This window comes from Aeromonas sp. ASNIH7 (assembly GCF_002903485.1).
Classification (GTDB): domain Bacteria; phylum Pseudomonadota; class Gammaproteobacteria; order Enterobacterales; family Aeromonadaceae; genus Aeromonas; species Aeromonas caviae.
This window is the reverse complement of sequence record NZ_CP026226.1, coordinates 3,309,286-3,333,435: the sequence shown is the minus strand read 5'-3', so window position 1 is coordinate 3,333,435 and position 24,150 is coordinate 3,309,286. Positions and strand designations below refer to the sequence as shown.

General features: G+C 64.3%; 24 protein-coding genes and 1 pseudogene. 14 read left to right on the top strand and 11 right to left on the bottom strand.

All coding sequences use genetic code 11. The annotated features are described in order from the left end of the window. Position 1: 1 nt before the first annotated feature. From C2U47_RS15695 to C2U47_RS15685, 3 genes are all read left to right on the top strand, one after another. Complete coding sequence (locus C2U47_RS15695) at positions 2 to 649, top strand: tetratricopeptide repeat protein (protein WP_010673794.1); 648 nt, start codon at positions 2 to 4, stop codon at positions 647 to 649. A gap of 81 nt (positions 650 to 730) precedes the next feature. Then, positions 731 to 1,423, top strand: a complete 693-nt coding sequence (locus tag C2U47_RS15690; protein ID WP_041215642.1) for a response regulator — start codon at positions 731 to 733, stop codon at positions 1,421 to 1,423. After that, positions 1,420 to 2,859 (top strand): ATP-binding protein, encoded by a 1,440-nt coding sequence (locus C2U47_RS15685; protein WP_103261708.1) that lies wholly within the window; start codon positions 1,420 to 1,422, stop codon positions 2,857 to 2,859. Before C2U47_RS15690 ends, C2U47_RS15685 begins: the two co-directional genes overlap by 4 nt. A 67-nt stretch (positions 2,860 to 2,926) precedes the next feature. On the opposite strand, the gene rloA3 is transcribed toward C2U47_RS15685, so the two are convergent. Beyond that, a complete protein-coding gene (gene rloA3, locus C2U47_RS15680; protein ID WP_010673791.1) occupies positions 2,927 to 3,421 on the bottom strand; it encodes a retropepsin-like aspartic peptidase RloA3 in 495 nt (164 codons plus the stop codon). Between the two features lie 376 nt (positions 3,422 to 3,797). On the opposite strand from rloA3, the gene C2U47_RS15675 reads away from it, so the two are divergent. From C2U47_RS15675 to efp, 3 genes are all read left to right on the top strand, one after another. After that, complete coding sequence (locus C2U47_RS15675) at positions 3,798 to 4,841, top strand: GMP reductase (protein WP_010673790.1); 1,044 nt, start codon at positions 3,798 to 3,800, stop codon at positions 4,839 to 4,841. A 95-nt stretch (positions 4,842 to 4,936) separates the two neighbouring features. After that, entirely contained in the window at positions 4,937 to 6,133 is a 1,197-nt protein-coding gene (gene earP / locus C2U47_RS15670) for an elongation factor P maturation arginine rhamnosyltransferase EarP (protein ID WP_010673789.1), read from the top strand. 45 nt (positions 6,134 to 6,178) lie between these two features. Further along, on the top strand, positions 6,179 to 6,745 hold the full coding sequence (gene efp, locus C2U47_RS15665) for an elongation factor P (protein WP_010673788.1): 567 nt from the start codon (positions 6,179 to 6,181) through the stop codon (positions 6,743 to 6,745). A gap of 94 nt (positions 6,746 to 6,839) precedes the next feature. Here efp and C2U47_RS15660 read toward each other — a convergent pair whose 3' ends face one another. The 4 genes from C2U47_RS15660 to C2U47_RS15645 are packed head-to-tail and all read right to left on the bottom strand — an operon-like array spanning position 6,840 to position 10,161. Next, entirely contained in the window at positions 6,840 to 7,511 is a 672-nt protein-coding gene (locus tag C2U47_RS15660) for a methionine ABC transporter permease (RefSeq protein ID WP_010673787.1), read from the bottom strand. After that, positions 7,496 to 8,290: a methionine ABC transporter ATP-binding protein gene (locus tag C2U47_RS15655; protein WP_010673786.1), complete on the bottom strand. Its 795-nt coding sequence runs from the start codon at positions 8,288 to 8,290 to the stop codon at positions 7,496 to 7,498. Before C2U47_RS15655 ends, C2U47_RS15660 begins: the two co-directional genes overlap by 16 nt. After that, positions 8,287 to 9,099, bottom strand: a complete 813-nt coding sequence (locus C2U47_RS15650) for a MetQ/NlpA family ABC transporter substrate-binding protein (protein WP_010673785.1) — start codon at positions 9,097 to 9,099, stop codon at positions 8,287 to 8,289. Before C2U47_RS15650 ends, C2U47_RS15655 begins: the two co-directional genes overlap by 4 nt. Before the next feature lie 21 nt (positions 9,100 to 9,120). After that, positions 9,121 to 10,161 carry an isopenicillin N synthase family dioxygenase gene (locus tag C2U47_RS15645; RefSeq protein WP_010673784.1) on the bottom strand — a complete coding sequence of 347 codons (1,041 nt, stop codon included), beginning with the start codon at positions 10,159 to 10,161 and terminating at the stop codon, positions 9,121 to 9,123. Positions 10,162 to 10,471: 310 nt separating this feature from the next. Between C2U47_RS15645 and C2U47_RS15640 the strand changes: the two genes are divergently transcribed. After that, complete coding sequence (locus C2U47_RS15640) at positions 10,472 to 11,242, top strand: DUF3530 family protein (RefSeq protein WP_010673783.1); 771 nt, start codon at positions 10,472 to 10,474, stop codon at positions 11,240 to 11,242. 121 nt (positions 11,243 to 11,363) lie between these two features. Beyond that, positions 11,364 to 12,320 carry a D-2-hydroxyacid dehydrogenase gene (locus tag C2U47_RS15635; RefSeq protein ID WP_010673782.1) on the top strand — a complete coding sequence of 319 codons (957 nt, stop codon included), beginning with the start codon at positions 11,364 to 11,366 and terminating at the stop codon, positions 12,318 to 12,320. Positions 12,321 to 12,357: 37 nt separating this feature from the next. On the opposite strand, the pseudogene C2U47_RS15630 reads toward C2U47_RS15635, so the two are convergent. After that, positions 12,358 to 12,839: pseudogene (locus C2U47_RS15630) on the bottom strand (hypothetical protein). A gap of 241 nt (positions 12,840 to 13,080) precedes the next feature. Continuing rightward, positions 13,081 to 14,625 (bottom strand): sensor domain-containing diguanylate cyclase, encoded by a 1,545-nt coding sequence (locus C2U47_RS15625; RefSeq protein WP_010673780.1) that lies wholly within the window; start codon positions 14,623 to 14,625, stop codon positions 13,081 to 13,083. Positions 14,626 to 14,915: 290 nt separating this feature from the next. On the opposite strand from C2U47_RS15625, the gene C2U47_RS15620 reads away from it, so the two are divergent. Together C2U47_RS15620 and C2U47_RS15615 are read left to right on the top strand one after the other, a co-directional pair. Then, a complete protein-coding gene (locus tag C2U47_RS15620) occupies positions 14,916 to 15,518 on the top strand; it encodes a nitroreductase family protein (RefSeq protein ID WP_010673779.1) in 603 nt (200 codons plus the stop codon). 105 nt (positions 15,519 to 15,623) lie between these two features. Beyond that, entirely contained in the window at positions 15,624 to 17,084 is a 1,461-nt protein-coding gene (locus C2U47_RS15615; RefSeq protein ID WP_069784696.1) for a sensor domain-containing diguanylate cyclase, read from the top strand. 21 nt (positions 17,085 to 17,105) lie between these two features. Here C2U47_RS15615 and C2U47_RS15610 read toward each other — a convergent pair whose 3' ends face one another. After that, on the bottom strand, positions 17,106 to 17,777 hold the full coding sequence (locus C2U47_RS15610) for an HAD-IA family hydrolase (protein WP_010673777.1): 672 nt from the start codon (positions 17,775 to 17,777) through the stop codon (positions 17,106 to 17,108). Beyond that, positions 17,774 to 17,998, bottom strand: a complete 225-nt coding sequence (locus C2U47_RS15605; protein ID WP_010673776.1) for a hypothetical protein — start codon at positions 17,996 to 17,998, stop codon at positions 17,774 to 17,776. Before C2U47_RS15605 ends, C2U47_RS15610 begins: the two co-directional genes overlap by 4 nt. 114 nt (positions 17,999 to 18,112) lie before the next feature. Here C2U47_RS15605 and C2U47_RS15600 point away from each other — a divergent pair, with 114 nt between their 5' ends. Continuing rightward, the gene (locus tag C2U47_RS15600) at positions 18,113 to 18,994 is read left to right on the top strand and encodes a LysR family transcriptional regulator (protein ID WP_029314101.1); all 882 of its coding nucleotides are present in this window, start codon (positions 18,113 to 18,115) and stop codon (positions 18,992 to 18,994) included. A 36-nt stretch (positions 18,995 to 19,030) separates the two neighbouring features. On the opposite strand, the gene C2U47_RS15595 is transcribed toward C2U47_RS15600, so the two are convergent. Together C2U47_RS15595 and C2U47_RS15590 are read right to left on the bottom strand one after the other, a co-directional pair. Continuing rightward, positions 19,031 to 19,606: a cysteine hydrolase family protein gene (locus C2U47_RS15595; protein ID WP_010673774.1), complete on the bottom strand. Its 576-nt coding sequence runs from the start codon at positions 19,604 to 19,606 to the stop codon at positions 19,031 to 19,033. A gap of 139 nt (positions 19,607 to 19,745) precedes the next feature. Then, positions 19,746 to 20,909: an FAD-dependent monooxygenase gene (locus tag C2U47_RS15590; RefSeq protein WP_010673773.1), complete on the bottom strand. Its 1,164-nt coding sequence runs from the start codon at positions 20,907 to 20,909 to the stop codon at positions 19,746 to 19,748. A gap of 224 nt (positions 20,910 to 21,133) precedes the next feature. Here C2U47_RS15590 and miaB point away from each other — a divergent pair, with 224 nt between their 5' ends. Genes miaB through ybeY form a run of 3 tightly spaced genes read left to right on the top strand, consistent with a single transcriptional unit; the run spans position 21,134 to position 24,137 of the window. Then, on the top strand, positions 21,134 to 22,567 hold the full coding sequence (miaB, locus tag C2U47_RS15585; RefSeq protein ID WP_010673772.1) for a tRNA (N6-isopentenyl adenosine(37)-C2)-methylthiotransferase MiaB: 1,434 nt from the start codon (positions 21,134 to 21,136) through the stop codon (positions 22,565 to 22,567). A 50-nt stretch (positions 22,568 to 22,617) separates the two neighbouring features. Then, positions 22,618 to 23,676 carry a PhoH family protein gene (locus C2U47_RS15580; RefSeq protein ID WP_010673771.1) on the top strand — a complete coding sequence of 353 codons (1,059 nt, stop codon included), beginning with the start codon at positions 22,618 to 22,620 and terminating at the stop codon, positions 23,674 to 23,676. Next, the gene (ybeY, locus tag C2U47_RS15575; protein WP_010673770.1) at positions 23,673 to 24,137 is read left to right on the top strand and encodes an rRNA maturation RNase YbeY; all 465 of its coding nucleotides are present in this window, start codon (positions 23,673 to 23,675) and stop codon (positions 24,135 to 24,137) included. The genes C2U47_RS15580 and ybeY overlap by 4 nt, the downstream gene beginning before the upstream one ends. Positions 24,138 to 24,150: the final 13 nt, after the last annotated feature.

Sequence of the window (24,150 nt, the reverse complement as noted above, 5' to 3'; positions counted from 1 at the left end):
GATGAAGCACGCCACTTTCCGTCCCCGATTTGGTCACGGCCCCCTGTTGCTCGCCCTGGGAGGCCTGCTGGCAAGCGGTCTGGCCCAGGCCGCCGATGCCCTGCCCACCATTCAGCAGGAGTGGGCCCACTGCCAGTACCAGCAGACCGGAAAAGCCAAGGAGAGCTGCCTGGAGAGCCTGAGTGCCAAGGCCGATGAGGCGAGCGCCAAGGAGGCATTTCGCACCGATCTGCTGATCTGGTCCGCCATCGTCAAGAGCACCTGGGCGGGGGCCAAGGGTGGCCTCGGCGCCCTGAGCCTGGTAAAGGAGGCCAAGGCCAAGCTCGAGATCGCCATCAAGCAGGATCCCAAGGCGCTGGAAGGCTCGGCCTACACCAGCCTGGGCTCCCTCTACTACCAGGTGCCGGGCTGGCCGGTGGGCTTTGGAGACGACGAGAAGGCGGAGAAGCTGCTCAAGCAGGCGCTGGCCATCAATCCCACCGGCATCGACCCCAACTTCTTCTACGGCGACTTCCTGCTGGATCAGGGTGACAAGGCACAGGCGAAGGTCTATCTGGACAAGGCCCTGGCCGCCCCGGCGCGCCCTGGCCGCGAGGTGGCGGACGAGGGCCGCAGAAAGGAGATCCGCGAGCGTCTCGCCAAGCTGTAAACACAAGCAGCACAGTGCGCTATTTCAACTCTGCCCACCAGCTAGCATACTGGTGGGCAGTGTCGTTTGAGGGAGAGAACAATGCGGATCCTGTTGGTGGAAGATGATGTGATGCTGGGAGACGGCATGGTGGATGCCCTGCGCAGCAGCGGCTACACGGTGGACTGGCTCCAGCAGGGGATGCCGGCCCTCTCGGCGCTCAAGAGCGAGGAGTTTGCCGCCCTTGTCCTGGATCTCAACCTGCCGGACATCGACGGCATCAGCCTGCTGCGCAAGTTGCGCCGGGAAGGGCAGACCCTGCCCGTGCTCATCCTGACCGCCCGTGATGCCCTGGACGACCGGGTACTGGGGCTGGATGCAGGCTCCGACGACTACATGGTCAAACCCTTCGCCCTGCAGGAGCTCAACGCCCGGCTGCGCGCCCTGGTGCGGCGCAGCAAGGGGCAGGCCCAGGCGGTGCTGGAGTACGGGGAGCTGCAGCTCTTCCCCGCGTCACAACAGGTCACCTATCGGGGCGAGCCGGTCAAGCTCACCCCCCACGAGTACAAGCTGTTGCAGGAGCTCATCACCCAGAGCGGCCGGGTATTGAGCCGGGATCAACTGCAACAGAGCCTCTACGGCTGGGACGAGGGGGCAGAGAGCAACGCGGTGGAGGTGCACATTCACCACCTGCGCAAGAAATTCTTCCCCGAGCTCATCCGCAACATTCGCGGCGTCGGTTACATCGTGCCCCAGCTCGACGTCCAGGGCGCAAGAGGAGCCTCCGCCCCATGAGCCGTGTCCGTTCCATCCGCCGTTTCCTGCTCTCCGGCATCCTGGCCCTGGTCAGCCTCAGCCTCGCCATCAGCGGCCTTATCGGCTACCTGCAGGCCAACCACGAAATGGAAGAGCTGTTTGATGCCCGTCTCGCCCAGTCCGGCCGCATCACCAACCAGTTGCTCAGCCGCTATCTCAAGCAGAGCGGCGAGCTGCCGCGCAACGGCACCGTGTACCAGGAGTGGGTGCAGGCCGTCCCCGAGACGCCCCACATCGAGAAGGGCGGCTTCTTCCAGTTCGGCCAGGACAACGAGTTCACCCCCTATGGCCATGAATTCGAGCACAACCTCTACTTCCAGTTGCTGAGCGAGCAGGGCGCCGTGCTGCTGCGCTCGCCCAATGCCCCGGCCCAACCGTTGACCACCCTGGAGCGGGGCTTCAACAGCGAGACCAAGGATCACCACGAGTGGCGCACCTTTACCCTCTACAACGAAGGTGAACAGACCTGGCTCATCGTGGCGGAGCGGGATGACGAACGCAGCGAGCTGGCCAGCAAGATGGCCACCCTCACCATGCTGCCCCTCTTCATCACCCTGCCCTTCCTGCTCGGTCTGCTGTGGTGGCTGATCACCCGGGGGCTGTCACCGCTGCACCAGCTGGCGCAAGCCATCGGCGAGCGTCATCCCGCCAACCTGAGCCCCCTCAATCTCGCCATCAAGGCCGAGGAGCTGACGCCGCTGGTGGGGGAGATCAACCGGCTGATGCACGCCCTCGCTGACACTCTGGATCGGGAGAAACAGTTCACCAACGAGGCCGCCCACGAGCTGCGCACCCCCCTCGCGGTGCTGCGCATCCACAGCGAGAACGCCATGACAGCCGAGGATGATCAGAGCCGGGAGCAGGCCCTGCGCAAGATGCTCTTGGCCCTCGATCGCAGCGATCGGCTGATCCGCCAGTTGCTGACCCAGGCCCGCATCGACAACCAGCAGAGCCCGGCCCTCACCGCCCTCCCCCTGTTCCCCCTGTTGCAGGGCACCCTGGCGACCCTGGCCCCCATCGCCCTGAAAAAGGATCAGCAGCTGTCCCTGGAGGGCGCCGAACAGGTGCAGGTAATGGGACAGGCGATGTTGCTGGAGCTGATGTTCGGCAACCTCATCGACAATGCGCTGCGCTACACCCAGGTGGGCGGCGAGGTCGCCGTGGTGGTGAGCCAGGTGGGCAACCGGATCCGGGTGGATGTGCGGGACAACGGCCCCGGCATCCCCACCGCCGCCCTCTCCCGGTTGTGCGAGCGCTTCTTCCGGGTCAATCCCCAGCAGGGGGATGGCGTGGGCCTTGGCATGGCTATCGTCTCGCGCATCGCCCAGCTTCACGGAGCGGATCTCGACATCCACAACCGGCCCGAAGGGGGGCTCGAAGTGAGCGTGCTGCTGCCCACCTCGCGCCAGGCATGAGGGGTCAGCCTTTGCGCACGCCATGAAAAACGGGGGCCAGGCCCCCGTTTTTCATGGCTGCACCACCCTAGTCGCAGGTGGGCTGTACCGTGAAGGTCCGGCTCGAATCCACCGGTCCCAGCTCCGCCAGCAGACGGCGCCCCAGCAGCACCGGGTAGATCATCTTGCTGCGATCCCGCAGGGTGAACCACTCCTTGTAGACCTGGTCCCCGACGCAGACGGACATGGTCACCGTCGGGCGCTGCTCCATGCCGCCCGCCCCGCGCACCGTCACGCTGCGCTCCACAGGTCGCTCCACGCTCCGGCGCACCACCTTGTCGGTATTGGCATCGGTCAGCACCAGGTTGAAGCGCACCCAGGGCTTGCCATCCTTCTTGAAATGCTTCAGGTCGCGGGCATCCAGCGACGAAGTGAGGGCACCGGTATCGAGCTTCATCTTGACCGCCACCCCGTAGGGCATCAGCACCCCCTTCTCGATCCAGCCATAGCTGGTCTGGGCCGCCATCGCGCTGCCGCACAGCGCCCACATCATGGCCGCCGCCACCATTCTCTTGCCCATCATGCTCTCTCGCCTTGTCAGTCTTGCGCCCAGATGTATCACAGCCAACTGCCGGGTCAACCGGATTCTGGCGCGCAGGGGAGCTGGCTCTGGACGCGGTGCCAACAGGCGACAATCCATGCCGGGCACGGCGCGTGAGTGGGGAATGCAGCAGGAAAACGAGGGGAGAACAGGGTGCTGGATGACGCTGGCGGCCATCCTCAGGTTGTGACGCCAAAGGCTACCACAGCGGTGCGTGAATTATCAGTCTTGTTCTGACGGGATTTTTGCCTACACTGCTGTAAACCGGAGGGCCTGAAAACCACCGGTTTTTTTGCGCCTGCCGAAAAGTTGCCACTGCAAAGTGACCTCTCACACAAGGCTCAATAAGGAATTCGCAATGCGTATCGAAGAAGACTTGAAGCTCGGTTTCAAGGATGTCCTGTTTCGCCCCAAGCGCTCTACTCTCAAGAGCCGTTCCCAAGTCAGCCTGACCCGCCAGTTCACCTTCAAGCACACCCAGACCCGATGGCAGGGCGTGCCCGTCATCGCCGCCAACATGGATACCGTCGGCAGCTTCGCCATGGCGCGTACCCTGGCCAGCTTCGAGATGATGACGGCGGTGCACAAGCACTACAGCCTTGCGCAGTGGCAAACCTTCGTCAATGAGACCGACCCGGCCCTGCTGGGCCACGTAATGGTCTCCACCGGCACCTCGGAGGAGGACTTCACCAAGACCCGCCAGATCCTCGCGATGTCCAGCGCCCTGCGCTTCATCTGCGTGGACGTGGCCAACGGCTACTCCCAGCACTTCGTCGAGTTTCTGCGCAAGATCCGCGAGGCCTGCCCGAACCACGTCATCCTGGCAGGCAACGTGGTGACCGGCGAGATGGTGGAGGAGCTGATCCTCTCCGGCGCCGACATCGTCAAGGTGGGCATAGGCCCGGGCTCGGTCTGCACCACCCGGGTCAAGACCGGGGTCGGCTACCCGCAGCTCTCCGCCATCATCGAGTGTGCCGATGCGGCCCACGGCCTGGGTGGCCAGATCGTCGGCGACGGCGGCTGCACCTGCCCGGGGGATGTGGCCAAGGCGTTCGGCGGCGGCGCCGACTTCGTGATGCTGGGGGGCATGCTGGCCGCTCACGAAGAGTGCGGCGGTGAAATCGTCGAGGTCGATGGCGAGCCCTTCATGAAGTTCTACGGCATGAGCTCGGCCAGCGCCATGGACAAGCACGCCGGCGGCGTCGCCGAGTATCGCGCCTCCGAAGGCAAAACCGTGCTGCTGCCCTACCGCGGCCCGGTGGAGAACACGGTGCGCGACATCCTGGGCGGGGTGCGATCCACCTGCACCTATGTGGGGGCCAGCCAGCTGAAAGAGCTCACCAAACGCACCACCTTCATCCGGGTGCGCGAGCAGGAGAACAACGTCTACGGCAAGGAGTAACCTGCCACAGACCCCGTCACGCGCTGACGGTTAGAAGCCGACCAACCGGTGTGCTACCCTGCGCACCGGCTTTTTTGCATCTGGGATCCCGCGCCATGACAAGCCCTCTCCCCCCCTTCGACTGGGACATCTTCTGCTGCGTCGTCGACAACTTCGGTGACATCGGCGTCACCTGGCGACTCGCCCGCCAGCTCAAACAGGAAGGCGCGCTCCCGGCGCAGAAGAGTGAGGTGCAGGTGCGGCTCTGGGTGGACGATCTGGCTAGCTTCGCCCGCATCTGCCCGGCGCTCGACCCCGCACAGGACGGTCAGTGGGTCGATGGCATCTATGTCCAGCACTGGCACGAGCGCCTCCCCGCCGACATGACCCCGGCCAGGGTCGTCATCGAGGCGTTTGCCTGCGAGCTGCCCGCCCCCTTTATCGAACGCATGACCGAGCAGACCACGCCCCCCTGCTGGATCAACCTCGAATACCTCTCGGCCGAGAGCTGGGTCGAGGATTGCCATGGCCTCACCTCGCCCCAGCAGGTCGGCAGCCGGCGCCTCGACAAGTACTTCTTCTTCCCGGGTTTCACCGCCAGAACCGGCGGCCTCTTGTGCGAGCACGGCCTCATCGTCGAGCGCGAGCGCTGGCAGCAGGATGAAGCGGGACTGACTGCCTACTGGGCCAGCCTCGGCCTGCCACCCCAACGAGAAGACGAGCTGCGGGTCAGCCTCTTTACCTACGAGAGCGAGGCGCTCAGGAGCCTGGTCGAGGGCTGGCGCCAGAGCGTCACCCCCGTCACCCTGCTGCTGCCGCTGGGGCGCTCCCTCGACGACGTGCTCATCGGTGCAGGGCTGGCAGAGGCCATTCCCGGTGCCCGGGCCGGAGATCTGCTCCAGGCGGGCAACCTCACCATCAAGCTGCTGCCGATGACCGATCAGAGGGGTTACGATCGCCTGCTGTGGAGCTGCGATCTCAACCTGGTGCGCGGGGAGGACTCCTTCGTGCGGGCCCAGTGGGCGGGGCGCCCCTTCCTCTGGCACATCTACCAGCAGGAAGAGGATGCCCACATGGTCAAGCTGGACGGTTTTCTCGACCACTACCTCTCCCCCTTGCCAGCGTCGGCCGGTCAGTGGCTGCGCCGCTTCAACCATGCCCTAAACCGGGGGGAACACACCGGTGAACTCTGGGCACAATGGCCGCAATACGCGGCCATATGGCAGCAACATGGGCACACCTGGCCACAGAGGCTGCTGGCGGACGGGGATCTCGTCACGAGGTTGGTGAAATTTTTAGAAAGCCGTATATAATCTGGCAGTTTTTATCCGTCCGTTTCACGAACAGGAATTTTTTACATGAAAACCGCACAGGAAATCCGCGCTGGTAACGTAGTCATGATCGGCACCGAGCCGATGGTGGTCCAGAAGGCTGAATTCAACAAATCCGGCCGTAACTCCGCCGTGGTCAAGATGAAGCTGAAGGGTCTGCTGAACGGCAGCGCCACCGAGACCGTCTTCAAGGCCGACGACAAGCTGGAAGTCGTTCAGCTGGAGCGTAAAGAGTGCACCTACTCCTACTACTCCGACCCGCTGTATGTCTTCATGGACACCGAGTACAACCAGTACGACGTCGAGAAAGACAACCTGGGTGATGCCCTGAACTACCTGGTAGACGGCATGGAAGACCTCTGCGAAGTGACTTTCTACAACGAGAAAGCCATCTCCGTAGAACTGCCGACCACCATCGTGCGTGAAGTCGAGTACACCGAGCCGGCCGCCCGTGGCGACACCTCCGGTAAAGTGACCAAGCCTGCCCGCCTGAAGGGCACCTCCTACGAGCTGGCCGTTGCCGCCTTCGTGGAGATCGGTGACAAGATCGAAATCGACACCCGTACCGGTGAATTCAAGCGTCGCGTCAACTAAGTTGACCCCTTGATGTGATTGCAAAAAAAGCGAGCCCAGGCTCGCTTTTTTATTGGCTGGCACCTCACGGCCGGCCTGATGAGAAGCCGTGCCCCTAGCGGCGATGGGCCAGTGCCCGCACCAGCCTGTCCCCCACCCCCTGTACCAGTTGCACCAGCAGCAGCAACATGACCACTGTCCCTGCCATCACCTTGTCGTCAAAGCGCTGGTAGCCGTAGCGGATCGCCAGATCCCCGAGCCCGCCACCACCGACCACCCCCGCCATGGAGGAGAAGCCAATGAGCATCACCACCGTCAGGGTGAGTCCGGCCAGCAGCGCCGGCAAGGCCTCGGGCAGCAGCGCCTTGACGACCACGTGCCAGCCGCTGCCCCCCATGGCGAGCACGGCTTCGACGCGCCCCTTGTCCACCTCATCGAGGGCGCTCTCCACCACCCGGGCAAAGAAGGGGAAGGCCCCCAGGGTAATGGGAACGATGGCGGCGGTGCTGCCCAGTGAGGTGCCGACCACCAGCCGGGTCAGGGGGATCAGGGCGATCAGGAGCACCACGAAGGGGAGCGACCGCCCGATGTTGATACCGATCCCCAGCACCATGTTGAGACGGGGCAAGGGCAGCACGCCCCCGGGACGGGTCACCACCAGCAGCACCCCGGTCGGCAACCCCAGCAACAGGGTGAACACGGCCGCCACTCCCACCATGTAGAGCGTTTCGAGCGACCCCTGATACATCAGTTCGAGCAAGGCATCGACACTCAGGCGACTCTGCATAAACGCACCTCCTCTGTGACTCCGTGACGCGCCATGAAACGCCGCAGGATCTCGGGATCCGGCAACAAGGCCTGCCGCACGCGGGAGTCGGGGTTGGCCAGCAGGGTGCCCAGAGCGCCGCTTTCCACCAGCTGACCCCGTTCAAGCAATGCTGCGTGATCGCAGATGGCCCTGACCACCTCCAGCTCGTGGGTGATGAGCACTATGGTGATCCCGAGGCGGCGGTTGATGTCGGCAAGCAGCGCCAGCACCGACTCCGTGGTCTCCGGATCCAGGGCACTGGTCGCCTCGTCACAGAGCAAGTGGCGCGGATTGGCGGCCAGGGCGCGGGCGATGCCCACTCGTTGCTTCTGTCCCCCCGACAACTGGGAGGGAAAGGCGCGACGGTGCTCGCCAAGCCCCACCAGTTCCAGCAGCTCGCTGACCCGGGCCGCCCGCTCCCGGCGCGCCACTCCGGCGATTTCCAGCGGGACTGCCACGTTCTCCTCCACGCTGCGGGCGTGCAGCAGATTGAAGTGCTGGAAAATCATGCCGGTCCCCTGACGGTGGCGGCGCAAGGCCGCCCCCTCCAGGGCCGTGATGTCGCGGCCATCGAACAGGATGCGGCCCCGGCTTGGCCGCTCCAGCAGATTGAGGCAACGAATGAGCGTGCTCTTGCCCGCGCCGCTGCGCCCGAGAATGCCGTAGATGGCCCCATCCGGGATCTCGAGCGACACCCCCTCCAGAGCGGGTTGCCCGTGCCCCGGGTACTGCTTGCCGAGCCCCTCCAGCACTATCATGACTGCCGCCCGGCCACCGGGATCACCGACCCCTTGTAGCTCTTGCGAATGAAGTCGGCGATCGCCCTGGACTCCAGGTCCCGCGCCAACTGGCGGATCCGCGGATCATCCTTGAGCGCCGGGGTGGTCACCAGGATGTTGGCGTAGGGATTGTTCTGGGCGCTCTCCAGCCCCAGGGCATCGCGAGCAGGCTCCAGCCCCGCCTCCAGGGCATAGTTGCCATTGATCACCGCCAGATCCACGTCGTCGAGGGAGCGCGGCAGCTGCGGCGCCTCGATCTCCAGGATCTTGAGCGCCTTGGGGTTGGTGGCGATGTCGTGCACCGTCGCCAGATCCCGCGCCGGATCTTCATGGCCGGCCTTGAGGGTGATGAGCCCCTCGTGCTGCAACAGATAGAGGGCCCGGCTCAGGTTGGTGACATTGTTGGGCAGGGCTATCACCGCCTTTTCCGGTACCTCCCTCAGGTGCTTGAACTTCTTCGAATAGATGCCAAGAGGCTCCACGTGTACGGTCGCGGCCACCACCAGCTCGGTGCCGAGCGCCTTCTCCTGATCCCGCAGGTAAGGGACGTGCTGGAAATAGTTGGCATCCACATCACCCGCCACCAGCAGGGCATTGGCATTGATGCCGCCGCTGAGCTCGATCACCTGCAGATCCAGCGAAGGGTCCTGGCGTTTCACCTCGCCGAGGATATCCGCATGGGGCAGTGGATCCGCGGCAACCCGCAGCGCCTGGGCTGCCTGGGCGGAGAGAGAGAGTCCGAGGGCCAATACCAGGCCGCTCAGGGAAAACAGTCCGTGCTTGTTCATCTTGTGCTCCTTGCCATGCAATCAATGGGTGGTTTCGCCGACCGCCAGCGCCCGGGGCGCCGGCAACAGATCGGCATGGTGGCGCAATGCCACATCAGGGTGAGAACGCAGCCGCCCCTTGAGGTAGTTCCAGCCCACCTCCCGCAGCAGCGGATTGTGCGGGTCGGTGGCAGGCCCTCTGACTTCACGGGCCAGTGCCTCGGGCAGCGGATAGACGGGCACCACGGCGTCGAGCTGGGCCCCCAGGAAGAAGGCGATGGAAAGACGCTCCTGCCCCGGCGCCGACGGCACCACCCGGTGCACGGTCGCCCGCAGGTAGCCGTTGCTGGCCAGCTCCAGCAGCTCACCGATGTTGACCACGAAGGTGCCGGGGAGCGGGAGCGCATCGATCCAGTGATCCGGCGCCACCTCCACCTGCAGGCCGGGCTGGTCATCCTGCAGCAGGAAGCTCAGGAAGCCCGAATCCTTGTGGGGACCGACCCCCTGAGTGGCGCCCCGCTCACCGGGATAGCGGATCAGCTTGATATGTTCGTTGGGACGCTCTCCGTGCAGGGCATCGAAGGCATCTGGCGACAGTGCGAGCGCCTCGGCAAAAGCCCCGAGCAGAGTACGGGACATGCGGGTCATCTGCCCACGCCAGCGCGTCAGCACGGGTTGCAGTGTCGGCAGCGCCTCCGGCCACTGATTCGGCCCCTGCAACCGCCACCAGGGCGGGTCGCCCGCCGCGCGCGGCAAGGCAGGGCGATCGGCACCGATATCAAACTGCTCTCGCCAGTCGGGTTGACCCCGGGTCAGCTCCGCCCCCGGTCGGTTGTAGCCACGAAAATGGGGAGAGTGGATCATGGCGACCTGCTGCTTGGCCGCCAGAGGCAGCGCAAAGAAGGCCCGCGACAGCTGCTGCACTTCCTGTTGCAGCTCGGGATCGATGCCGTGGCCGGTCAGGTAGAAAAATCCCGTCTCTCTCGCGGCATCGCGCAACGATGCCAGAAAATCGGCCCGAGCGTCGGGCGAGGCATCCAGCTGCCTCAGGTCGAGGATGGGCAAGTGAACCAAGGTGCTCATGGCGATAACGCTCCCTGTCGATGGAAAGTGAGGGTGAACCTCTCGTTCTGACGAGACAGGGGGGGAGAATTCTCCGCCTGCGGCCAGTGGCGACATGCCCCGGCCCCCTGTCTGTCTGCCCTTACTGAACCATGTATGGGTCACGGGATGGAACAATCAAAACCGGGAATGCTTTGCCATTTGGAACAATCCCGGGCCCGTGTCCGGCCCGCCGGTCAGACCCTCTTCGCCACCGCCGATGCCGATGTGCCCCCTTGCCCTAAAGAAACCCCCGGCGAGGCCGCTATGAGGGAGTGCTGGAGGATCCCCCATGACATTTCGCCCCTATCTGCTGCTGACCTTGCTTGCTTTTGCCGCCCACGGCACCGGGCAGGCACCGTCAGGCGCCGCCCCGGATCCAGCCCCCCTGGTTCCCCCCGACTACTGGCAGAGCAGCGACTGGCAGGGAATACCCGACAGCACCAGAGTGGACAAGCAACAGGTACTGTTTGCCAAGCACGACAGCGACAACTACGTGGGTCTGGTCATCCTGCTGCCCGACTGGCAGCGCAGCGGCCAGCTGTGGCAACTGACCCGGGAGCTGGGGCGCCTCGGTTTCGATACCCTGCTGCTGCTCCCCTCGCCGCAGCAGACCGAGCTCGACCCCGCCGCCGAGAAGAAACAGCAGGTCATCGACGATTTTCGCAAGCAGTTTGCCTCCCGCATCAGCAAGCTGGGGGATGCCAAGCTGCAGGAGGGGGGCTTCAAGCTGCTGCTGGCCCAAGGTACCAGCGCCGCCTGGGCCGCCAACCTCATCGCCAGCGAGCAGTTGCCCGCCCCCGATGCTCTGGTGCTGCTCGACGGCTTCTTCCCCAACCAGCTGAGCAACCAGACCCTCGCCAAGCAGATAGCCCAGGGCAGCATCCCTACCCTGGATCTCTATCAGGAGGAGGGAGGACGCTGGCCCCTGCTGGCGGCCGAAGCCCGCAGAAGCGAGAGTCGCCGCAGCCACAAGCTCAACTACCGCCCCTATGCCCTGATGGATCTGGAGGAGACGCCGGGGCGCATCCAGGGCTGGCTGACGCACCTGGGCTGGATCTGAGGCCCTCCGAGGCACAGCCACCCGCCTTTTGCCTTCCCCATCGGACTTGGCCCGATGCCACCGCGCTGGTCAGCCGCCCTCCATGTTTGGCATCATGTCCGAACCAATGGCAGGAGGCTTCATGCAGCAAATCGTGTTTCTCGACAGCGACACCCTGGACACCGGCATCAATCTGCGCCGCCCCGATTTTCCCCATCACTGGCAAAGCTACTCGACCACGGCGCCGGATCAGGTGGTGGAGCGGCTCAAGTGCGCCAGCATCGCCATCATCAACAAGGTGCGCATCGGGGCCGATGAACTGGCCCAGCTGCCCGAACTGCGCCTGATCGCCCTGGCCGCCACCGGCAGCGACAACCTGGATCTGGAGGCGTGCCGCGCCGCCAATGTCGCCGTGTGCAATATCCGCAACTACTCGGGCCCTTCCGTCCCCGAGCACGCCATGGCCCTGATGCTCGCCCTGTCGCGCAACCTGTTCGCCTGGCGCCAGTCCCTGCTGGAGGGGCGCTGGCAACAAAGCGGCCAGTTCTGCTTCTTCGACCACCCCATCACGGATCTGCATGGCAAGCGCCTCGGGATCATCGGCAAGGGAACCCTGGGACAGGCGCTGGGACAGCGGGCCAGCGCCATCGGGATGGAGGTTTACTATGCCCAGAGCCAGGTCGGCTCCCCGGGGGATGACGACAGGCTGCCCCTGGATGCCCTGCTGCAAAGTTCGGATGTGATCAGCCTGCACTGCCCGCTCACCCCCTACACCCGCCATCTCATCGGGGAGCGGGAGCTGGCCCTGATGAAACCGGGCGCCTTGCTCATCAACGTGGGCCGTGGCGGCCTGGTGGACGAGCCGGCGCTGCTCGAAGCCCTCGGCAACGGCCGTCTGGGGGGCGCCGGCTTCGATGTGGCGAGCGTCGAGCCGCCGCCCCCCGACCACCCCCTGATGCAGGCCCTGCGTTACCCCAATTTCATCCTGACTCCCCACGTGGCCTGGGCCAGCGAAGAGTCGATGCAGCGCCTCGCGGATCAGCTCATCGACAACATCAACGCCTTCTCCCTTGGCAGGCGCCAGCACCGGCTGGTGTAAGAGGCCGCTCGCCGCCCCTCACGGGCCGGCAGCGGGATCAGTCGTCATGCCATCTGTGCTTGCGGTGCTTTTTGTGTTTCTTGTGGTGCTTGTGGTGCTTGTGATAGCGCCTGTCATCGTAATAGCGATCGCCGCGGCTCTCGTGACCATCCCCGGTCCTGGCTCCGATGGCGGAGCCACCGGCACCACCGATACCGGCGCCGATCAGCTGGCCCGTACTGCCACCGACGCTCTTGCCGATGGCTGCCCCGCCCAGGGCACCGACGGCGCCGCCGAGCGCAGCTTCGTTCTTGTTGCCCCTATTGGCCGTGGCCGCACCACCGGCCGCGCCCCCAGGGCGGCCCCCACCAGGGCGCCGGTGTCGCCACCCAGCTCCTTGCCGATCATGGTGCCCGCCACCCCGCCGGCTCCGCCGCCGAGAATGGTATTGAGGGTCTCGGATGCCTGCACCTGTCCTGTGCCCAACAGCAACGCCCCCAGCAGCGCCAGTGCGCTCATGCCAAACGGTTTCATTTTCATGGGGTACTCCTGTCAAACCTGATGATTGATTATTTTTCCCTGCACTATACAAAGCCCCCTGACCTGCGCCACTGCCGCAAGGGGCACCTCACGGCCAGCCCTCCCTGTCTCCGGTTCGCGACACGATGCAAGAAAGCAGGCTAACCACCTGAAACCACATCAAAAAAAAAGGTCACACGAGAAATCATCCCCGTCATGACCCTTTTCTAGGCCCAAAGGCCCTTTTTTGCAGCAATCACCGTCAGACAGATACTGTCACAACCTCCCCGTCAACGGGCGACGACGCCGCCAGATGCCAACAATCCCGCCCCTGGTGCTTGCTCTCGTACAGGCAGGCATCCGCCCGCTCGAGCGGCGTCAGGGCATCATCCGGATAGCGCGCGCCGCCGGCGCTCAGGGTGATGGCGTCGGCGAACTCCCGCCATTTCAGGGCCTTCACCCGACCGAGCAGGTGGGTCAGGCGACATTCCACCTCCGCCTGCTCCCAGGGCAGCAAGGCCGCAAATTCATCGCCCCCGATGCGGTAGACCTGCTCATCCCCCAGGGTTCTCGCCATGATGGTGGCTACCCGAAATAGCACCGCATCCCCCACACCGTGTCCCCAGCTGTCGTTGACGCGCTTGAAGTTGTCCACATCGAACAGCACCAGCCAGTAGGGCCTCCTCGCCTGCTCCAGCTCCGCCCGCTGCTGATCGAAGGCTCGCCGGTTCAGGATGCCGGTGAGAGGGTCGTGGAGCAGGGCATCCTGCCCTTGCAGCAGGCTGTTTCGCACCTGTTCTATCTCTCCCAGGCTGCCGTGCACGAACCAGGTTCGCTGACGCCGCTGGATCTCCTTTCTCGCCTCATCCCGGATGAGGCCGCTGAGCGAGCCCTGCACCAGCGCCTGCTCCTGACGAAAGATCCGCATCAGAAACCACAGGCTGCACAGCCAGATGCAGAGCAATGCCAGGGCGGGCAGCACCACCATCAGCAGGGTGTCTTGCAGGTTTTCATGAAAATGGGAGGGGGGGAGATAGACGTTGAGATCCCACTCCATCCCCTCCAGAGCGTGTTGCAGGTGGCGACCGGCCCAGAACCCGTCCAGGCCGACCGCCTGCGTCTCCCGCTCGAGACGGGGCGGCAACAGCGACAAATTGTGCCCCACCACCAGCTTGCCGCCCTTGCGCTCGGTGATGTAAAGAGCCACCGGATCCTCACCCACTGCCCGGTGCAACGCCCCCTGCAAGGCACTGAACGACATGTCCACCATCAGCAGCCCAAGCAGTTGCCCCTCATCATCCTTGACCCGCTTGATGAGAGTCAGTACCTCTCCGGCCAAATCAAACGCCGGGTAGGGACCGAACCAGACGAGATCATCGCCCTCGCCGGACAGGGTCTGGAACCAGGGCCGCGCCTGTGCCCGGTAGCCCTCCGGTTGCTGCCAGTCGGGATAGCCGTCGAGCCGATGGGTGCGCGCGTTGTAGAAATAGAGGAAGTGGGCGTCGTACTTGAACTGATGGGCAATGGCCCAGATGGGATTGATGGCCGATGCCCCGGCAGCGATGGCCTGCTTGTCCAGGGACGCCTCCAGCACGCCAAGCTGGCGGCGGTTGTCCTGCGCCATGTCCTGGAACAGGGTGGCGTCGAGGGCGGCCAGCATGTGACCGTAACCCGCCACCGTCTTGTCGATGCTGCTCAGGTAGCTGGCTGCCGCCAGCAACAGGGTGGCGATCAGCACCAGCCCTCCCAGGAGAAACGACAGCGGAGTCAGTATGTAATAGCGTTCCTTGATCAGCGCCGCCGTCATGCCACCCTCTATAAAATGTCATATTGGATGAATTTTATAGATTAAAAATCTGCAAAAGATATTGATTGAAGTCATTAACATCCACTGCTAATGATAAAAAAGATATCAAGGTGTCTCACGGCCATATTCACATCCGTCATGTGAATATCCATAAAAAGTAGAAACAGTCATTACTCCTCGTTGACGGTTTATTGCCCGCAAGGTGATATAGTCGATGACTCGAGAAATCGGAGCCAGATGACCTTTGTCGGCAACGCTGGCGGTGATGATTCATCAACCAAGGAGATGTTATGAGCAGTCCGTTTATCGAACAGATCAAAGCACGTCGTACCATCTATGCCCTGGGCAACAGGGTGACCCACTCCGAGGCCCAGCTGACCGCCCTCATCAAGGATGCCGTCAAGCACAGCCCCTCTTCGTTCAACTCCCAGAGTTCCCGCGCCGTCATCCTGTTCGGCGAGCAGCACCACAAGCTGTGGGACATCGTCAAGGCGGAGCTCAAGAAGATAGTGCCGCCGGAGGCCTATCCCCAGAGTGAAGCCAAGATCAACGGCAGCTTCCGCGCCGGGGCTGGCACCGTGCTCTTCTTCGAAGACACCGCCGTCATCGAGGATCTTCAGCAGAAATTCGCTCTCTATGCCGACAACTTCCCCATCTGGTCCGAACATGCCACCGGGATCGCCCAGTTCGCGGTCTGGACCACCCTGGCCCAGGAGGGCATCGGCGCCTCCCTGCAACACTACAACCCGCTCATCGACGATGCGGTGCGCAAGGAGTGGGACCTGCCCGCCAGCTGGCTGCTTCGTGCCCAGATGCCTTTTGGCAGCATAGAGCAACCTGCCGGCGACAAGACCTTCATCGACGACGACGTGCGTTTCCGGGTCTTCAAGTAAGCCTTCACGCCCCCTCCACCAGGGGGCGTTTTCATCTCGCACTCGTTCACCCTTGTCACGTGCCAGCCATACTCTGAGCAAACCCTCTCTTGTCAGGAGGTCCCCATGGGGGACATCGCACGCCAACGTACCTCATGCACATTGACGCCCTTGTCCGCTCTGTTGTGTGTCGCCGCCCTGGTACTGCTGTTCTCGCTGATCGGCATCTTCACCCGCCCCCCCAACCTGCTGGCGGCCTTCTGGCCTGCCAATGCGGTCATGCTCGGCTGCATGGTGCGCTATCCGCGCCTGGCCACCCCGGCGGGCTGGGCCGGCGGCATACTGGGCTTTTTTCTCGCCGCCCTCTTCACCGGCGAGCCCCTGTTCAAAACCATCTTGCTGACCTGCGGCAACCTGGCCGGCATCGGCGTCGGGTATCTGCTGATGCATCGGCTCGCGCCTGCCGACAAGCTCCTCAGGCGCCCCACCTCCCTCGTGCTCCTGCTGCGAAACACCCTGGCCGCCTCCCTCGCCGCCGGCGTGGTCGGCGCCATCATCAATCCCATCCTGTCTCTGGGCTCCCCGCTCTACGGGCTGGGCTTCTGGTTTGCCAGCGAGCTGGTGAACTACATGACCATACTGCCGGTGCTCCTGACACTGCCTCCCCATGACAGCGTGCCCCCCTGGTGTACCCTCCTCTATCGCACCGAGTTCTCCTGGGCCGGATTGATGCCGTTGCTGAGCCTGGTGGCCTCCCTGCTGCTCACCCTGCTCATCGAGGGGCCGGGATCCATCGCCTTCCCGGTACCGGCACTGCTCTGGTGCGCAGTCACCTACTCCGTCTTCGCCACCAGCCTGCTGACCCTGAGTTACAGCACTCTGATCCTGATCGCCCTCTCAAACGGCCATCTCGTCATCAATCACGATGTCCAGACTCAGTACTGGATGTTCTCCGTCCGGATAGGGGTCATGCTGATCGCTCTCACCCCCCTGACCGCCGCCAGCATCATGGCGGCCCGCAACAGCCTGCTACGGGAGATGAAACACCTGGCCCACCACGATCACCTGACCGGTGCGCTGAACCGGGCCGGCTTCTGGTCGGCCGCCAACGAACTGCTCCAGCACCTCACGGTGCAGCGCTACCCTGTGGCGGTCTGCATGCTGGACATCGATCATTTCAAACGCATCAATGATCGGCACGGTCACGAAGAGGGGGACAACCAGTTGAGCGGCTTCGCGGCCCGGGTGCGCGACCAGCTTCGACCGGGGGACCTCTTCTGTCGCCTGGGGGGAGAGGAATTCGTGGCCATCTTGCCCGGCCTCAGCGAGGAGCAGGCCATGGCGGTGGCCGAGCGGCTGCGAAAAATCGTCGCGCAGCCAGGGGAAGAAAATGGAGCCGAGCCCGCCGTCTGCATCACGGTCAGCATCGGTATCGCCTCCCAGAGAGAGGGCCCCTTCAATCTGGACGAGCTGCTCTCTCGCGCCGATCAGGCGCTCTATCTGGCCAAGCACAATGGCCGCAACCGGGTGGAACGCTACTCGGCCGAGCAGGCTTCCCCCAGCGTCGGGCAATCTTGCGGCACCTGAATGGCGTGGCTCTTGTCGTCATCATCCGGCCTCTGCCGGCTGCGGGGCGGGCAGATGAAGATGGAGCCCGTCCGATGCCACCTCGATCTCGATCCCGCGCCAGTCCCGCAGCCAGCCCTTGAGCCTGTCGTCATACCGCCTTGTTCCCCCCATCTGCACCACCTGGCAACCCGCCTGCAGGGCGCTGGCGATGCCCGCTGGCGCATCCTCGAACACCAGGCAATCGGCCGGAGCCAGTCCCAACCGGCTGGCAGCCAGCAAATAAGGCTCGGGATCCGGCTTGCCCCGTACCACATCCCCGGCGCACACCAGGAGACGGGGCAGCGGCAATCCGGCGTGCAGCAGCCGGTGCTCTGCCACCCTCCGGCTTGCGGAGGTCACCAGCGCCCAGCGCGTCGATGGCAGCTGTTCGAGCAGTCGCCGGGCACCGTCCAGGGGCATCGGCGCCGCAGCATATGCCATCTCCAGATCGTCGAGCAGGGCCACCTCCACCGCCATGTCCAGCTGGGGAGCCAGGGCCCCTATCACCTCCCGTGAGCGCACGCCGTGGCACATGGCGAGCACGGGAGCGGGATCCAGCCCATGGTGCTGACACCAGCGCCGCCACACGACTTCCACGTCGCCGGTGGAGTGGACCAAGGTCCCATCCATGTCCAGCAGCAGGGCCTCGGCCCTCACGCGCACCGCGCTCACAGGGCTCTCCCCGCCAGCGCATCGGCGAAGACCTGCCGCTGGGCAGCGGCCTCGTAACAGGCGAGCGCCTGCTCCGCATTGCTGGCCCACACCGGCAAGGGGGCGACGACGAACCCCTGCTGCAACAGGCTGGTCAGCAGCTCCCCGGTCTCCGGTGCGGCCAGCGGCTGAGCCATCACCAGGCTCCCCTTGATCAAGAACAGATAGCGTTCGCTCGACATGACATGACTCCTTGTGGCTGAACAGCGGGCAAGCAGGCCCGTTTCGAGACCATTAGAACAAGGAGATTAGATAATTTATAATCAATAAATCGCCACATTTGATAACCAAACGGAATGAGATTCGACCTGAGACAATTGCAGGCCTTCGTCATGCTGGCCGAGAGTGCCAACTACCGGGAGGCGGCCAGCCGGCTTTTTGTGACGCAACCGGCCCTGACCAAGCAGATCCAGGGGCTGGAGCAGGCCCTCGGCAGCACCCTGTTCAACCGGGGCCGCCATGGGGCCGAGCTGACAGCCATCGGCCTCCAGTTGCTGCCCCAGGCCAAGGCTCTGGTGGATCACGGCAAGGGATTCGAGCGGCATGCCCTGGCGCTGGCAAGCGGTGCCGCCGGACGCCTCAATATCGGGTTCGGGCTCTCCAGCTTCGCACTGGCCCCCTCCCTGGTGGCCCGTTTCAAACAGCAGGCCCCCGACGTGCTGGTTCACCTGCGGGACACCACCTCCGCCATCCAGCAGGAGCACTTGCTGGCGGGTCGGCTGCAACTGGGCTTCATGCGACGGCCTGATGCGCCACAACTGAGGGAACACAGGTTGCTGACGGACAGACTGGTCCTGGCCGTCCCCACCCAGGTGGCAGGGCCGGACTTCGACCTGGAGCGGGCGCTGATCCGCGATCCCTTGCTGCAGATGGTGGGCCATCGCTGCCCGGGTCTCAGCCAGCAGATCGCTCGCTTCCTCGGTGCCAACCGGCTGACCGGTCTCATCCAGGAGGCGGAAGACATCCAGACCCTGGTCGCCCTGGTGGCCGCCGGTATCGGCAACGCCATCCTGCCGCGCAGCGTGGGGTTCATCGCGGGCAAGGAGGTGACCCTCTACCCTCTCTCCGGCCCCTGGTCGGAATGGGAAATCAGCCTGGTGTGGAACCCGGAATTTGCCGATCCCATTCGGGATCGCTTCCTCGCCATGGTGAGAGAGACGCACCCCGAGCCCGCATGAGGTGCATGAGATACCTGCAGGAGAGGATGGCCGGGCTCAGTCCCGTTCCGCCAGCTCCGCGACCTTGATGATCTCGGCAATGCGACCGAGCATGCGCAGGGAAGCCTGGTGTTCTGCGGCATCCGCCGCCGCGCAGGCATCCTCCAGGATGGTGATGGCGTAGTCCCGATCGTGGCCATCCCGTACCGCCCCCTGAATGGCCCAGCTGGTGCTCACGCCGCACACATAGAGATGCTCGATGCGATTGGCCCGTAGCGCAGGCTCCAGCGCCGTGCCGTAGAAGGGGCTGACCCTGGGTTTGGTCAGCACCAGATCCCCGGGTTGCACATCGAGCTCCGGGTGAAAGTCGGTGCCGCTGTCCGCCAGGGAGAGGGCCCCGAACTGCCGGGCACGGCCAAACATGGGGGAACCCCTGGGATGCAGCAGATAGCCCTCGTCAAACCCCACCTTGATGAGCACCACCAGCCAGCCGTGAGCGCGGGCATGGGCCAGCGCCTGATTGGCGTGCGCAATGGCGTCCTGCTCGAGCACCTGGGCCGCCGAGGCGGCAATGCGCCCGTCCGGGTGGGCGATGTCGTTGATGAAATCGATCACCAGCAATGCCTTGTTCATGGTGTTCTCCCCCTTGCCTGAGGCCGTTTTGCCCCTGCGCCGCCAGGATCACTCCTCGCGGCCATATAAAAAACCGGCTGGCACCATCACACGGATTGATATGCCACCCGATTGGCACCTGGCAGTGCCACGCACTGCCTCATACCAGCCCAAGCGCATAGCGTAGCGCCATCTCCTTGAGGGGGCCCGCCTTGTCCGCCAGATTCAGCGCCAGGTTGCGGGCAAGCCTGAGGGGGCCTATCTCGTTGCTGAAGACCCCGTAGAAGAGATCCATCCCCGACTGCATCAGCAGATTGTCAGGGCGGCGTCGCCCCTCGTAACGCCCGGCCAGCGCCAGCTCGTGCCACTGTGCCCCCGCCTTGCCGAGCAACCCGGCCCAGCAGGCCACGTCCTTGAAACCGAGGTTCACCCCCTGTCCCGCCAGCGGGTTGATGGTGTGGGCCGCATCCCCGAGCAGCACCACTCGCCCGGCGTGATAGTCGTTGGCGTGGCGGCGCACCAGGGGGAAGCTCCCCTTGGCCGTCACGGTGAAACCGCCAAGGCGGCTCGGGAAGTGGCGGCGCACCTCGACGGCCAGGGCCTCGTTGCTCATGGCGGCCAGCGCCCGGATGCGGGCCGGGCTGTCATACCAGACCAGAGAGCCATGGCGGCCCGGCAGCGGCAGGAAGGCGCGCGGGCCACTCGGGGTGAACTGCTGCCAGGTGATGTCTTCCTGGGCAAAATCGGTGTCGATGTTGATCAGCATGCAATGCTGGCGGTACTCGAAACGCGACACCCCGATACCGGCCAATCGCCGGGTGTGGGATTCGGCACCATCGCAGGCCAGCACCCAGCGCGCCTGCAGCTCGGTGCCGTCATCCAGGGTCAGCACGGCGTCATCCGCACTCTGGCGCAGACTCGTCACCGCCGCCGGGGTATGGGTCTGGATGGTCGGGAAATCCTCCATCCTTTTCAGCAGCGCGAGCTGGATCAGCCGGTTTTCGATGATGTAGCCGAGCTGGGGCAGCCCGAGATCCACCGCGTCGAAGCGGGTAGCGAAGCCGTCCAGCTCCCAGGTCTCCAGCCGGCGATAGGGGCACAGCCGCATCTGCTGCAGATATTGCCAGGCACCGGCCCGGGTCAGCAGCGCCACCGAGGCCTGACTGATGGCGGAAACCCGCAGATCCAGCGACTGCTCGGGGGCATAGGGCTCGGGCAACCGGGTCTCGATGACCCGTACCGAGAGCCCCTCTGCCGCCAGCAGGCAGGCGGTAGCGGCGCCCACCATGCCGGCGCCGACGATGGCGATATCACACTGTTCCATAACTTGATTCCTGCAAGGAGTCCCCGCGATAAGGGGCAAGGGCCGAACCGAATGGGGCATGATAACGCAAGGAGGCGGCAGAAACAGTGAGAGGGATGCGCAATTGCCGACGACAAGCTGGCCCTGATGGCGACGGGCGGCCCCAGACTGGTCAGCACCGGGATTGCGGAGTAAAATGGCCGGTCCTTTGACCCTGCCGATTTCAAAACCAGTCACGAGAAGCAATGAGCAAGAAACTTCATATCAAGACCTGGGGCTGCCAGATGAACGAGTACGACTCGTCCAAGATGGCGGACCTGCTGGATGCCAGCAATGGCTACACGCTTACCGAGGAGCCGGAAGAGGCAGATGTGCTGCTGCTCAACACCTGTTCCATCCGCGAGAAGGCCCAGGAGAAGGTGTTCCACCAGCTCGGTCGCTGGAAGAAGCTCAAGGCGAAAAAACCGGGGCTGGTGATCGGGGTGGGCGGCTGCGTCGCCTCCCAGGAAGGGGAGAACCTGCGCAGCCGGGCGCCCTATGTGGACATCGTCTTCGGACCCCAGACCCTGCACCGCCTGCCGACCATGATCAAGCAGGTGCAGGAGGGGCGCGGTGCCCAGGTGGACATCGCCTTCCCCGAGATCGAGAAGTTCGACAACCTGCCCGAACCCCGTGCCGAGGGGGCGACCGCCTTCGTTTCCATCATGGAAGGCTGCTCCAAGTACTGCTCCTTCTGCGTGGTGCCCTACACCCGTGGCGAGGAGGTGAGCCGGCCGCTGGATGACGTGCTCTATGAAATCGCCCAGCTCGCCCAGCAAGGGGTGCGCGAAGTGAACCTGCTCGGCCAGAACGTCAACGCCTACCGGGGGCCGACCTTCGACGGGGAGGTCTGCACCTTCGCCGAACTGCTACGCCTGGTGGCTGCCATCGACGGCATCGACCGCATTCGCTACACCACCAGCCACCCGGTCGAGTTCACCGACGACATCATCGAGGTCTATCGTGATACCCCCGAGGTGGTCAGCTTCCTGCACTTGCCCATCCAGAGCGGCTCGGATCGCATCCTGACCATGATGAAGCGCCCGCACACCGTGCTGGAGTACAAGTCCAAGATCCGCCGCCTGCGCGCCGTGCGTCCCGACATCACCATGAGCTCCGACTTCATCGTCGGCTTCCCGAACGAGACGGACGAAGACTTCGAGGCCACCATGAAACTCATCGAGGAGATCAACTTCGACATGAGCTTCAGCTTCATCTACAGCCCGCGCCCCGGTACCCCAGCCGCGGACCTGCCCGATGACGTCGACATGGAAGTGAAGAAGGCCCGCCTGACCCGACTGCAAAACCGCATCAATCACCAGTCCATGCTCATCGGCCGCGCCATGCTGGGCTCGGTGCAGCGCATCCTGGTGGAGGGGCCCTCCAAGATGGATCCCATGCAGCTCAGTGGCCGCACCGAGAACAACCGGGTGGTCAACTTCGAGGGGCCGCACCGCCTCATCGGCGGCTTCGCCGACGTGGAGATCACCGACGTACGCCCCTACTCCCTGCGCGGCCGCTTCATCCGCGGCGAGGACGAAATGAACCTGCGCATCGCCACGGCCCCGAGCGAGATCCTCGCCCGTCGTCCTGACAACGTGCCCGATGATCTGGGCGTTGCGGCCTTCAGACCCCATTGATGACTCTCTCCCCCGCCCCCTGGCGGGGGAACAACCGATAAGAGGACACCTTGAGCCGACACATCTCCACCCTGAATCTGCATCTGGAACCCGCCGACAACCAGCGCCTCGCCAGCCTGTGCGGACCCTTTGACGACAACCTCAAGCAGCTGGAGCGCCGTCTCGGCATCGAGATAAGCTACCGGGACAACCACTTCCAAGTGATCGGCAAGCAGGCCCAGGTGGAGGCGGCTGCCGTCATCCTCAAGCACCTCTATGTGGAAACCCAGCCCCTCAAGGGGAGCAAGGTGAGCGACATCACCCCCGAGATGGTGCACTTGGCGGTGCAGGAGTCCCGCGTGCTGGAGCAGGACGACGAACCCGCCCCTTCCCTGCCGTATGGCAAGGAGGTCACGGTCAAGACCAAGCGCGGTCTCATCAAGCCCCGCAGCCCGAACCAGGCCCAGTACATCGCCAATATCGTGCGCCACGACATCAGCTTCGGCATCGGGCCCGCCGGGACCGGCAAGACCTATCTCGCCGTGGCCGCCGCCGTGGATGCCCTGGAGCGCCAGGAGATCCGCCGCATCCTGCTGACCCGCCCGGCGGTGGAAGCCGGTGAGAAGCTCGGCTTTCTGCCCGGCGATCTTTCCCAGAAGGTGGACCCCTACCTGCGCCCCCTCTACGACGCCCTGTTCGAGATGCTGGGCTTCGAGCGGGTGGAGAAGCTGATGGAGCGCAACGTCATCGAGGTGGCGCCGCTTGCCTACATGCGCGGCCGCACCCTCAACGACGCCTTCATCATCCTGGACGAGGCCCAGAACACCACCACGGAACAGATGAAGATGTTCCTGACCCGCATCGGCTTCAACTCCAAGGCGGTGGTGACCGGCGACATCACCCAGGTGGACTTGCCTCGCAGCACCAAATCCGGTCTGCGCCACGCCCTGGAGGTGTTGCAGGGGGTCGATGGTCTCTCCTTCAACTTCTTCGAGTCCAAGGACGTGGTGCGCCATCCCGTGGTGGCCCGCATCGTGCAGGCCTACGAGGCATTCGATGCCCAGCAGGCGGCCGAGAAGAGCGCAGCCACTCCCCGCAACGAGAACACCAGCAAAGAGAGTGCCCAATGAGCGTGACCCTGGATCTGCAACTGGCCTGCGCCAGCACGGACGGCCTGCCGACCGAGGCCCAGCTGCAAGGCTGGCTCGACGGCACCATTCTGGGCTTCCAGCCCGAGGCCGAGGTGACGGTGCGCCTGGTGGACGAGGCGGAGAGCCGCGAGCTCAACCACACCTATCGCGGCAAGGACAAGCCCACCAACGTGCTCTCCTTCCCCTTCGAGGCGCCACCGGGTCTCGAGCTGCCACTGCTCGGGGATCTGGTGATCTGCCGCCAGGTGGTCGAGGCCGAAGCCGTCGAACAGGGCAAGCCCCTGATGGCCCACTGGGCTCACATGGTTGTGCATGGCAGTCTGCATCTGCTAGGTTATGACCATATCGAGGACGAGGAAGCCGAGGAGATGGAGCAGCTCGAGCGCGACATCATGCAGGAACTGGGCTTCGCCGATCCTTATCTGAACGACGAAGAGTAACGAACCGGATGGT